Origin of the sequence: Streptomyces katrae, from assembly GCF_000966975.1 — a bacterium.
GTDB lineage: Bacteria > Actinomycetota > Actinomycetes > Streptomycetales > Streptomycetaceae > Streptomyces > Streptomyces katrae.
In genome coordinates this window covers 1-10,203 of record NZ_JZWV01000755.1, presented here as the reverse complement: position 1 = coordinate 10,203, position 10,203 = coordinate 1, and the positions used below count along the sequence as shown (strand labels likewise).

Annotated in this window: 7 protein-coding genes and 1 pseudogene; 2 read left to right on the top strand and 6 right to left on the bottom strand. The window is 73.4% G+C overall.

The genetic code is table 11. From position 1 onward, the window contains the following. Positions 1-191: 191 nt before the first annotated feature. Positions 192-1,778 (top strand): phospholipase D-like domain-containing protein, encoded by a 1,587-nt coding sequence (locus tag VR44_RS25965; protein ID WP_045950021.1) that lies wholly within the window; start codon positions 192-194, stop codon positions 1,776-1,778. Positions 1,779-1,798: 20 nt separating this feature from the next. On the opposite strand, the gene VR44_RS25960 is transcribed toward VR44_RS25965, so the two are convergent. The 6 genes and pseudogenes from VR44_RS25960 to VR44_RS25935 all read right to left on the bottom strand — a co-directional run bounded on the left by VR44_RS25960 (position 1,799) and on the right by VR44_RS25935 (position 9,283). Beyond that, the gene (locus tag VR44_RS25960; RefSeq protein WP_045950020.1) at positions 1,799-2,188 is read right to left on the bottom strand and encodes a hypothetical protein; all 390 of its coding nucleotides are present in this window, start codon (positions 2,186-2,188) and stop codon (positions 1,799-1,801) included. Between the two features lie 338 nt (positions 2,189-2,526). Beyond that, positions 2,527-3,449 (bottom strand): annotated as a pseudogene (locus VR44_RS25955) (MurR/RpiR family transcriptional regulator). A 131-nt stretch (positions 3,450-3,580) separates the two neighbouring features. Further along, positions 3,581-4,381, bottom strand: a complete 801-nt coding sequence (locus VR44_RS25950; protein ID WP_045950019.1) for a hypothetical protein — start codon at positions 4,379-4,381, stop codon at positions 3,581-3,583. After that, the gene (locus VR44_RS25945; RefSeq protein ID WP_045950018.1) at positions 4,381-5,652 is read right to left on the bottom strand and encodes a VWA domain-containing protein; all 1,272 of its coding nucleotides are present in this window, start codon (positions 5,650-5,652) and stop codon (positions 4,381-4,383) included. Before VR44_RS25945 ends, VR44_RS25950 begins: the two co-directional genes overlap by 1 nt. A gap of 112 nt (positions 5,653-5,764) precedes the next feature. Then, positions 5,765-6,961, bottom strand: a complete 1,197-nt coding sequence (locus VR44_RS25940) for a cytochrome P450 family protein (protein ID WP_045950017.1) — start codon at positions 6,959-6,961, stop codon at positions 5,765-5,767. An 84-nt stretch (positions 6,962-7,045) separates the two neighbouring features. Next, the gene (locus VR44_RS25935; RefSeq protein WP_045950016.1) at positions 7,046-9,283 is read right to left on the bottom strand and encodes a HelD family protein; all 2,238 of its coding nucleotides are present in this window, start codon (positions 9,281-9,283) and stop codon (positions 7,046-7,048) included. A gap of 290 nt (positions 9,284-9,573) precedes the next feature. On the opposite strand from VR44_RS25935, the gene VR44_RS25930 reads away from it, so the two are divergent. Continuing rightward, on the top strand, positions 9,574-10,143 hold the full coding sequence (locus tag VR44_RS25930; RefSeq protein WP_045950015.1) for a hypothetical protein: 570 nt from the start codon (positions 9,574-9,576) through the stop codon (positions 10,141-10,143). Positions 10,144-10,203: the final 60 nt, after the last annotated feature.

Genomic DNA, 10,203 nt, shown 5'->3' with positions numbered 1-10,203 from the left:
ACCGCCGGCCGGGGGCCTGCCGTCCCGCACGCACCCGGTGGCGGCCCGGCGGGGTGGCCGGAAGCAGACCAGGCCGGATGAACAGCACCTTACGGACTGGTAACTTGCGCGAGTTGATCAAGGTCGGAGCGCGGTTCCCTCCCGGTGCCGCGCCCTCCGGTCCGAGCCACCCCCCTGACCGAGGAACCACATTGGCACGCACCGTCCGCACGACGGCCCTCTCGCTCGCGCTCTCCTTCACCCTGCTCCCCGCGACCCCGGCCTTCGCCGACTCCCCCACCCCGCACCTGGACGCCGCCGAACAGGCCGTCCGCCAGTCCTCCCCGGGCCTGGAGGGCTCGGTCTGGGAACGCACCTCGGGCAACCGCCTCGGCGCCTCCGCCCCCGGCGGCTCCGACTGGCTGCTGCAGACGCCCGGCTGCTGGGGCGACCCCTCCTGCACCGACCGCCCGGGCTCGCGCCGGCTGCTGGACAAGATGCGTGAGGACATCGGGAAGGCGAAGCAGAGCGTGGACATATCCACGCTGGCGCCGTTCCCGAACGGGGCCTTCCAGGACGCGATCGTGGCGGGCCTGAAGGAGTCGGTGCGGCAGGGCAACCGCCTCCAGGTGCGCGTCCTGGTCGGCGCCGCGCCGGTCTACCACGCCAACGTGATCCCGTCCTCCTACCGTGACGAGCTGATCGCCAAGCTGGGTCCGGCGGCGGCGTCGGTCACCCTCAACGTGGCCTCGATGACGACCTCGAAGACCGGCTTCTCCTGGAACCACTCCAAGCTCGTCGTGGTCGACGGCGGCACGGTGATCACCGGCGGCATCAACAGCTGGAAGGACGACTACCTCGACACCGCCCACCCGGTGAACGACGTCGACCTGGCGCTGTCCGGTCCGGCGGCGGGCTCCGCCGGCCGCTACCTCGACACCCTGTGGGACTGGACCTGCCGCAACAAGAGCAGCTGGTCCTCGGTCTGGTTCGCGTCCTCGAACGACGCGGGCTGCATGCCCACCCTGCCCCGGCCCGCCGCCCCGGCCGGCGGCGGCGACGTCCCGGCCCTCGCGGTCGGCGGCCTGGGCGTGGGCATCCGCGAGAGCGACCCCGCCTCGGCGTTCAACCCCGTCCTGCCGGGCGCGCCCGACACCAGGTGCGGCATCGGGGTGCACGACTACACCAACGCCGACCGGGACTACGACACCGTCAACCCGGAGGAGAGCGCCCTGCGCGCGCTGGTCGCCAGCGCGAAGAGCCACGTCGAGATCTCCCAGCAGGACCTGCACGCGACCTGCCCGCCGCTGCCCCGCTACGACGTCCGCCTCTACGACACCCTGGCCGCGAAGCTGGCCGCCGGGGTCAAGGTGCGCATCGTCGTCAGCGACCCGGCCAACCGCGGGGCGGTCGGCAGCGGCGGCTACTCGCAGATCAAGTCCCTGAACGAGGTGAGCGACGCGCTGCGCGGCCGGCTGACCGCGCTGACCGGTGACGAGCGCAGGTCGAAGACCGCGATGTGCGAGAACCTGCAGCTGGCGACCTTCCGCGCCGCGGACCGGGCCACGTGGGCGGACGGCAAGCCGTACGCCCAGCACCACAAGCTGGTCTCGGTGGACGACGCGGCCTTCTACATCGGCTCGAAGAACCTGTACCCGTCCTGGCTCCAGGACTTCGGCTACGTCGTCGAGAGCCCGTCCGCCGCGCGCCAGGTGGCGGACTCGCTGCTGGCCCCGCAGTGGAAGTACTCGCAGGCGACCGCGACGTACGACTACGCGCGCGGCCTCTGCCAGGGCTGACCGCCCGCGGCCGGCCCGGGTCAGCGCCTGCGCTGGCCAGGGCCGGCCGCCGCCAGCAGCGCGTCGGAGACCAGGCGCGCGCCGCGGGAGAGCCGGCCGAGCTGCTCCAGCTCGATGGCGTACATCCGTATCGTGTTCTCGATGACCGACTCGGCGACGCCCATGGTCGGCAGCTCGGCGCGGCTGGTGTGCAGGGCCACGCGGACCGCGCGCATCTCGTGCTGGAGCTGGAGCTGCACATGCCGGGCGAGCAGGGCGTGGTGACGGGTCAGCGTCAGATAGCTGCCGTAGCGGGCCGGGAGGAGGTCCCGCAGCCAGCGCGTGGCGCTGCGTTCCCAGTCGTGCGTGCCGGGGGCCTTGACCTGGAGGGGCCAGTCCGGGCTGCGCGTGAGGGTGGCCGTCTGGGGCATCTCGTCACTTCCGAGGGGTGTGGAACTCTGATCGAGAGACTGGTGGAGCAAAGGGGGCGGCCTCGGCCCAGGGGTTGACCGAGGCCGCCAGGGGCGCTCCTCCGGGGGATCCGTAAGCCCTGACCCGACACCCGGTGCCGCCGTGAGGAGGTTCGGCGTACTGGGTGTCCGTTCGAGGCGGTCGCGGGGAACGGCCGCCTTGGCGTCTGAGGGATCCGGAGCGCCTGCGTCAGTAAACATATATACCGTCGAGTAAGCAAGGGAATGAAAAATTTCATGCATCCCCAGGGCATGAATATCCCCGCTTCAGCCCGGTGCACATCGGGTGAAAATCGCCCTTACATAAAGAAACCGTGCTGGTCGGCGGCCTGCTCGTACTGTTCCAGCCGGGCCTGGGTCCGCTCGGGGTCCGCGTCCGCCATCGCCTGGAGCAGGGCCGCGGAGAGCATGCCGGGGGCCGCGTAGGAGTCGAAGACCAGCCGCGAACCGGTGCCCGCCGTCAGCACCACGTCGGCCTCCTCCACCAGCGGTCCCACCGTCGGGTCCGTGATCAGGACCACCCTCAGTCCGGTGCTGCGGGCCGCCCGCAGCGCGGCCAGGGTCTCGTTGGCGTGCCGGGGCATGGCGAAGGCGAGCACCCAGCTGCCGCCCGCCGCCCGGGACTGGAGCAGGGCGTCGTAGGCCACGCTGCCGCCCCGGGTCACCAGGCGCACGTCGGGGTGGATGCGGCGGGCCGCGTACGCGAAGTACTCGGCGAGGGAGACGGAGATCCGCAGGCCCAGCACGGTCAGCGGGACGGAACGGGCCAGCTCGCGGCCGATGCCCAGCACCTGGTTGGTGTCGGCGAGCAGGCGCCGGACGTTCTCGAGGTTCTCGATCTCGGCGTCGACGGCGGCCTGGAGCTCGTTGTGGCGGATCTGCTCCCGGGTGTCGGCGGTGCCCCGGCGACCGCGCTCAGCGCCATCGGCTGGAGCACCTCGCGCAGGGCCGGATAGCCGCTGAACCCGAGGGAGGCGGCGAAGCGGGTCACGGAGGGCTGGCTCACCCCCACCCGCTCGGCGAGTTCGGTGATGGACAGGAACGCCGCCTCGGTGAGGTGGTCGATCAGGTACTGGGCGATCCGCCGCTGGCCCGGGGAGAGCCTGCGGCCGTCGAACAGCGCGAGGAGCCGCTCCGCCGCCGGCTTCTCCCGCTCCGGGGGCGGGCTCTGGCTGGGCGTGATCGCGGCTGCCTGCGCGCGTGCCTGCTGCCCCGATGACACCGGCGGCCTCCTTCTCACGTCACTCTTCTTCCAACATAGCCCACGCTCCGTGGCCGGATGATGGTCCGGCACGGTACGGGGGCACCGCCCGGGTGCGCCGCACCGGTACCGGGTACCGGTGCGGCGCGCGTTCAGCCCTGCGGCCGGGCCGGGCGGCCCGAACCCCTGGTCACGGAGTATCCCCAGATGCCCGCGAGGGCCCCGAGCACCCCTCCGGCCGCGGTCCACAGCCAGCGGTCGGACCACCAGCCGCCGGACCAGCCGCCCTCCGGCGCACGCGCCTCGCGCTGCTGCTCCGAGGCGCCCGCGATGCCCGGGACCAGCGGCTCGGCCAGGGCGGCGTCCACCGCCTGCGCCCCGCCGGTCTCCTTCACCTCGGCCTCGACCTGCGCCTTCACGGGCAGGCCGTGGTCGTCCTCGGGCACGCCGACGACCGTGAGGCGGACGTAGTAGCTGCCCGGCAGCGGGTCGTTCGACCACGGCTCGGCCCCGGAGCGGACCGTGCGCAGGGTGCAGGAGAGCTCCACGGAGGCGGCCTCCTTGGCCGCGGCCACGTGCTGGTTGCCGTACGTGCAGGCCTGCCGGCGGCGCAGCCCGTCGTACAGGTCGAGCTGCCAGGTCTGCGCGCCGTGCCGGGCGGCGGACTCCGGCAGGGTCACGGTGGCCCGGACGGTCAGCCGCTGGCCCGTGTCGGCGGGTACCGCCCAGTAGAGGTAGTCACCGGTGGACGCCGAGGCGGTGGCCTTCTGCCCGGGCCGGAAGAGGGCCGCGGTGCGGAAGCCCGTACCGGCCTCGGTCGGGGCGCTGCCGTCCTTGCCGGTGCCCCCGCCCGGGCTGGGCGTGGGGCTCGGGGCGGCGGTGGCGGCGGCCGCCGGGGCCAGCAGGGCCGCGCCCGCGAGGAGGGCGGCGGCCAGGGTGCGTACGGTACGCATCAGTTGGTCCTCCAGACGGAGATGCGCCAGCGCGAGATCCAGCCCCAGACCAGGCCGGCCAGCAGGCCGGTGAGGACCAGCAGGCCGATCAGCCACCAGCCGCGGCCGAGGCCGAAGGAGGCCACGTCGGAGCCGTCGTCGGGGCCGTCGACGAGATCGACGGTCAGCTCGACGGGCATGCCGGGTGCGGTCTTGACGGCCGGTCCGGCGGAGAAGGAGTTGCTGACCTGGAGGCAGACGGTCTCGGGCTTGTCGGCCTCGTCCCCGTCCGCCTCGGCCTTCGGGTAGCGCAGGCCGGTGGAGATCACGTCGGTGCGGCCGTCACCGGCCTCGGAGCCGCGGACGATCTCCCGGCCGTGGACGGTGGTCGCGCGCAGCAGGATCCCGTAGTCGTTGTTGACGGCCCGGTCGGCGCCGATGCTCACCGAGGCGCGCAGTTCCTGGCCGGGGCGGACGTCGACCTTGTACCAGCGGTGCTCGCCGAAGGTCTCGCGGTCGCTGTAGAGGCCGGCCTTGAGGGCCGGGGCGTTCTCGCAGCTCTTGGCGCCCTCGGCGGCCACGGGGGTGGCGACGGGGTCGGCGGCGCGGGTGACGAGCTGTCTGACCCTGCCGGAGAGTTCGGCGGTGTGGGCCACGGAGGTGTAGGTGCCTCCGGTGGCCTCGGCGATGCAGGTCAGCTGCGAGCGGGTCTTGGCGTCGGGGACGAGGCCGAGGGTGTCCACGACGAGGTGGATGCCCTTGGCGGCGATGTCACGGGCCACTTCGCAGGGGTCGAGCGGGGCGCAGGTGTCCTCGCCGTCGGTGATGAGCACGATCCGGCGGGTGGCGTTGCCCCCGTCGAGGTCCTGGGCCGCGGCCTGGAGGGCCGGGCCGATGGGGGTCCAGCCGGTGGGGGCGAGGGTGGCGACGGCGGTCTTGGCCTCGGTGCGGTTGACCGTGCCGACGGGGTAGAGGTAGAGCTGCTTGGTGTCCTTGCAGCCGAGCGCCCGGTCCTCGCCCGGGTAGGTGGCGCCCAGGGTCCTTATGCCCAGGCGGACTTCGTCGGGCACCGCGTCCAGGACCTCGTTGAAGGCCTGCTTGGCCGCGGCCATGCGGGACTGGCCGTCGATGTCGTTGGCGCGCATGGAGCCGCTGACGTCGAGCACGAGCTCGACCTTGGGCGGCTCCTTGGCCGGCCCGTCGGCAGCGGCTGCGGTCTGCGGGAAGAGCCCCGCGGTCAAGGCGACGAACAGGCCGCAGGCCCCGGCCGCCAGCCGTTTTCTTGTGATCATCGCCGGATCGTATTGAGGATCCGGCGGGCAGTCCAAACCGTGTTCGGTGACCGGGATCCGCCCCGGCCCGGTCCGGTCCGGCCGGGCGGGGGGCGGGTTCCCGACGGGGCGGCTACCAGCGGACCGGAAGGCGGCTCACCCCGTGCATCAGGGCCCCGGGGAGCCACTCCAGCGGACCGCCGGCCGGATCCAGTGCCAGGTCCGGGAAGCGTTCGAGCAGGCCGCGGACGGCGATGCGGCCCTCCATCCGGGCGAGCGGGGCGCCGATGCAGAAGTGCAGGCCGTGCCCGAAGGCGAGGTGGCCTCCCGGGGCGCGGCGGATGTCGAACACGTCGGGCTCGGGGAAGCGTTCGGGGTCGCGGCCGGCGCCGGCCAGCGAGACCAGGACGGCCTGGCCGGCGGGGATGACCACACCGCCGATCTCCACGTCCTCGCCGGTGTAGCGGTAGGTGGAGTTCTGGACGGGGCCGTCGTAGCGGAGCATCTCCTCCACGGCCCCGCCGAGCAGCCCGTCCCAGTCGGCGCGGAGCGCGGCCAGCTGGTCGGGGTGGGCGAGCAGGGCCCGTACGCCGTTGGAGATGAGGTTGACGGTGGTCTCGTGCCCGGCGACCAGCAGCAGGAAGGCCATGCCGATCAGCTCGTCGGGGGAGAGCGAGTCGCCGTCCTCGTCGCGGGTGCGGATGAGCGCGCTGAGCAGGTCGTCCCCCGGGGACTCGGCCTTGGCCGCGACGAGGTCCACGAGGTAGGCGCTGAGCCGGCGTTGGGCCGTGTTGTCCAGGGTGCCGGGCTTGGGGGCGACGACGTCGTTGGACCACTCGCGGAAGCTCTCGCGGTCGAGGTCGGGGACGCCGAGCAGCTCGCAGATGACCGTCATGGGCAGCGGGAAGGCCAGGTCCCGGATCAGGTCGGCCGACCGTTCGGGACGGGCGGCCATCGCGTCCAGCAGCCCGTCGGTGATCTGCTCGACGCGCGGCCGCATCGCCTCCACCCGGCGGGCGGTGAACTCCCGGGCCACCAGGCGGCGCAGCCGGGTGTGGTGGGGCGGGTCGGATTCGAGCATGTTCGCGTTGGCGGCGGTGCGCTCGAACTCCGGGAACATGTCCGTGGCGTGCCAGTCCTTGCGCAGGCCCGGGTGCGTCAGCGCGGCCCGGGCCTCCTCGTAGCCGACGACGAGCCAGTACGGCTCGGAAAGGCGGGTGTTCGGATCGCTGACCAGGTGGACCGGCCCCGCCGCGCGCAGCTTCGCGAAGAAGGAGTGGGGGTCGGCGTCGAAGTCCGGGCTGAGGGGAACGATGTCGGAAACAGGCATCTCGCCACACTACGACGGCCGACTCCCCGGGCGCCCAGGCGAATCCGGCCACTCGCCGCGCGGCGAATGGCCGGACCTCGACGGTCAGCCGGTGCGGTCCGCGAGCCCGTCCGGGAGGCTCCCGGTGTGGACGACGCCCAGGTGCTGGGTGGCCCGGGTGAGGGCCACGTAGAGGTCGCTCGGCGGGAACTGCGCGGGCTCGGCGACGATCACCGTGTCGAACTCCAGCCCCTTGGCCTGGCGCGGGTCCAGCAGGACCACGGGCCGGGTGAGGTCGGGCTCCTCCCCCGCCCGTACGCCGGGCAGCGCGTCGGCGAGCGCCGGGTGCAGCGGGCGCGGGGCGATGACGGCGAGGCGCCCCTCGGCGGGTGCGGTGTCGCGCACGCCCTCGGCGACGGCGGCCGCGAGGTCCCCGGTCTCGCGCACCCAGGGCCGTGCGCCGGTGGAGCGGACCGAGCGGGGCGGTTCGAACCCGGGGTGGTGGTGGCGCAGCACGGCGGCGGCCACCTCCATGATCTCGGCGGGGGTGCGGTAGTTGACGCCGAGCCGGACGCGGTCGAAGCGGTCGCCCACGTAGGGGTCGAGGATCCGCTTCCAGGAGCCGCAGCCCGCCTCGTCGCCGGTCTGCGCCGGGTCGCCGACGAGGGTCATGGAGCGGGTGGGGCAGCGGCGCATCAGCAGCCGCCAGGCCATCTCGGACAGTTCCTGCGCCTCGTCGACGATGACGTGCCCGAAGGCCCAGGTCCGGTCGGCGGCGGCGCGTTCGGCGGCGGTGCGGTGGTCGGCCTCCTCGTGCCGCTCGGCCATCCGCTCGGCGTCGATGACGTCGTGGGCGGCGAGGTACTCCTTCTCCATGTCCTCGAACTCGTAGGACTCCGAGCCCAGGGAGAGGTCGAGGACGCCCTGGGCGTAGGCGACGCGCTCCAGCCGGTCGCGTTCGGCGGCGGCCCGCTCGGCGGTGTCGTCGACGCCGAGGAGTTCGGCGGCCTCGTCGAGGAGGGGGACGTCGGCGGGGGTCCAGTCGTCGGTGTCGCCGGCGGGGCGGCGGACCAGCGCGGCGTCCTCCTCGGAGAGGTGGGTGGGGTCGGCGAGGAACTCGGAGACCAGCTGTTGGGGGGTCAGGTGCGGCCAGAGGGTGTCGATGGCGGCGTGGACGTCGGCGCTGGTGGCGATCTCCTTGCCGAGCTGGGCGACGTCGTCCGGGCCGAGGAGGTTGGGGCCGCCGTAGGGATCGGCGCCGAGGCGGTCGGTGAGCTGCTCGGTGAGGGCGTCGATGACGGAGAACGCGAAGTACGGGCGGGCCAGGTTGTGGGGCAGTCCGGTGGCGCGGGCCCGGTCGCGGGCGGCGTGGGCCATGGTGCGGTCGAGCAGGAGCGTGCCGTAGTCGTCGTGGTCGATCTCCAGGGCGGGCTCGGGGACGCGGTCGTTGTCCTCGCCGCTGCCCGCCGGGACGCCCTCGGGGAGGGTCTGGCGGTCGGCGACGACCCGGGCGAGGACCTCGGCCATGGCGGCGCGGCCCTTGACCTCGGCGGCGCCGGGACGGTCGGTGCCGGTGGCGCGGACGCCGGGGAACAGGTCGCCGGGGGCGGCCAGGAGGACCCCGGTCTCGCCGAGGGAGGGCAGGACCTCCCCGATGTAGCCGAGGAAGGCGGGATTGGGGCCGACGATCAGTACGCCGCGTTTGCCGAGGAGCTCGCGCTGGGCGTAGAGGAGGTAGGCGGCGCGGTGCAGGGCGACGGCGGTCTTGCCGGTGCCGGGGCCGCCCTCGACGACCAGGACGCCCTGGTGCGGGGAGCGGATGACGCGGTCCTGCTCGGCCTGGATGGTCTGCACGATGTCGTGCATGCGGCCGGTGCGGGCGGCGTCGAGCGCGGCGAGGAGCACGGCGTCGGCGTCGGCTCCCTCGTAGCCGGTGCGCTCGGTGTCGGTGAGGTCGAGGATCTCGTCGTGCAGGGCGGTGACCTCACGGCCGCGGGTGGTGATGTGGCGGCGGCGGCGCAGGCCCATGGGGACGTGGCCGGTCGCGAGGTAGAAGGGCCGCGCGACGTCGGCGCGCCAGTCGAGGACGAGCGGGGTGCGTTCGGTGTCGTCCTGTCTGATTCCGATCCGGCCGATGTGGTGGTCGCGGCCGTCGGCGAACTCCAGGCGGCCGAAACACAGGCCGTGCTCGGCGGCGTTCAGAGCGGAAAGCAGCCCGGACTGCTCGGCGACCATGACATCGCGTTCCAGCCGCGCCTGGAATCCGTTACCGTTCGCGGCCAGGGCACCCTTGACGGCGCGTTCGGCCTTGTCCCGCAGGTCTTCGAGGCGCGCGTAGAGCATGTCGATGAATTGCTGCTCGCTCTGGAATTCCTTGTTTGACAATTTCGCTCCCTGCGCGATACGATGTCCCTGCAAAGCTTCCTCACGCCCTCATTTCAATAGTAGGCGTGAATCAACGAATATACGCAGACGCACGCCCCGGACGTCAATTCGTCCGGGGCGTTTTCCGTATTTACGCAGGTCTCCCCCGCGCGGGGGAGAAGGGGGCCGCGGGCTCCTGCGCGGGGCTGCCCGGCGGGCCGTCCTCCAGGGCGACGCCGGGGCGCGGAGCGGGCGGCAGGCTGGTGCGCATGACCACACCACACCTCCGCCGGGGCGTTCCGGCAGCGCCCCGCTGGGCCGTCCGCGCCGCCCATGTCACCGCCCTGCTGACCCTGCCGAGCGGGATCTGGCGGGTGTCCCTCGCCGCCGGGTTCCTGGCCGGGTACACCGGGGCCGGGTACGCGGAGGCCGGGATACCCGGCTGGGGCCGGGTGTACGTGGTGGCGCTGAGCGTGGTGAGCGAACTGCTGGCGCTGCTGACCCTGGGGCTGGTGCGGCCCTGGGGTGAGGTGCTGCCGCGGTGGGTGCCGTGGGCGGGCGGGCGCCGGCCGGCGCCGCGCGTGGTGGCGGCCGTCGCCGGGGCGGGGGCCGTGGCCCTGACGCTGCTGTGGACCCCGTTCGCCCTGTGGTGGCTGCTGCCGCACGAGGAGATGACGGCCCGCGGGGCGATGACAGCCCGCGGCGCCCTCCTCGTCGGCTTCGTCTACCTGCCGCTGGTCGCCTGGGGTCCGCTGCTGGGGGCCGTCACCCTCTCCTACCGCCGGCGCCACCGCATGCCGGCCGCCGGGCAGCGCCGGCGGAGGTCCCGATTCGGGTGAACGGCGGTGGCCGGGCCACCCGTACGAGGCAGGGGGTTCGCGTCATATGAGGCGATATGC